The organism is Vibrio sp. OPT24 (genome assembly GCF_015163545.1).
Taxonomy (GTDB): domain Bacteria; phylum Pseudomonadota; class Gammaproteobacteria; order Enterobacterales; family Vibrionaceae; genus Vibrio; species Vibrio cyclitrophicus.
The window spans coordinates 1-516 of record NZ_JADDYI010000049.1 but is presented as its reverse complement, the minus strand read 5'-3'; the positions used below and the strand labels follow the sequence as shown (position 1 = coordinate 516).

4 tRNA genes are annotated in these 516 nt (G+C 49.0%); all 4 read left to right on the top strand.

The features are described 5' to 3' along the window. Nucleotides 1-10 precede the first annotated feature (10 nt). The 4 genes from IQO02_RS12755 to IQO02_RS12740 all read left to right on the top strand — a co-directional run bounded on the left by IQO02_RS12755 (nucleotide 11) and on the right by IQO02_RS12740 (nucleotide 508). A tRNA-Met gene (locus IQO02_RS12755) sits at nucleotides 11-87 on the top strand. A 56-nt stretch (nucleotides 88-143) separates the two neighbouring features. Then, nucleotides 144-219 (top strand) — tRNA-Gly (locus tag IQO02_RS12750). A gap of 77 nt (nucleotides 220-296) precedes the next feature. Then, nucleotides 297-373 (top strand) — tRNA-Met (locus IQO02_RS12745). 59 nt (nucleotides 374-432) lie between these two features. Beyond that, nucleotides 433-508: transfer RNA gene (locus tag IQO02_RS12740), tRNA-Gly, on the top strand. Nucleotides 509-516: the final 8 nt, after the last annotated feature.

Sequence of the window (516 nt, the reverse complement as noted above, 5' to 3'; positions counted from 1 at the left end):
TGCATCCGGACGCGGGATGGAGCAGTTTGGTAGCTCGTCGGGCTCATAACCCGAAGGTCGTCGGTTCAAATCCGGCTCCCGCAACCACATTACAGTTAGGCGCCATTTATTGCCCAAGGCAGTAAAAGCAGCGATTAACTAATGCGATACTAGCTCAGTTGGTAGAGCGCAACCTTGCCAAGGTTGAGGTCATCGGTTCGAACCCGATGTATCGCTCCAATTTCTTTCTTAAGATTGATGTTGGTAGTAGAGTCATTGTCTTAAACGATAATGATGCGAAAAGAGAAACATCCGGACGCGGGATGGAGCAGTTTGGTAGCTCGTCGGGCTCATAACCCGAAGGTCGTCGGTTCAAATCCGGCTCCCGCAACCACATTACAGTTGAACGTTGATTTGATGCTTCTTAGCAGAAAAGGTTAACGGTTAGCTTATGCGATACTAGCTCAGTTGGTAGAGCGCAACCTTGCCAAGGTTGAGGTCATCGGTTCGAACCCGATGTATCGCTCCAATTTCTTT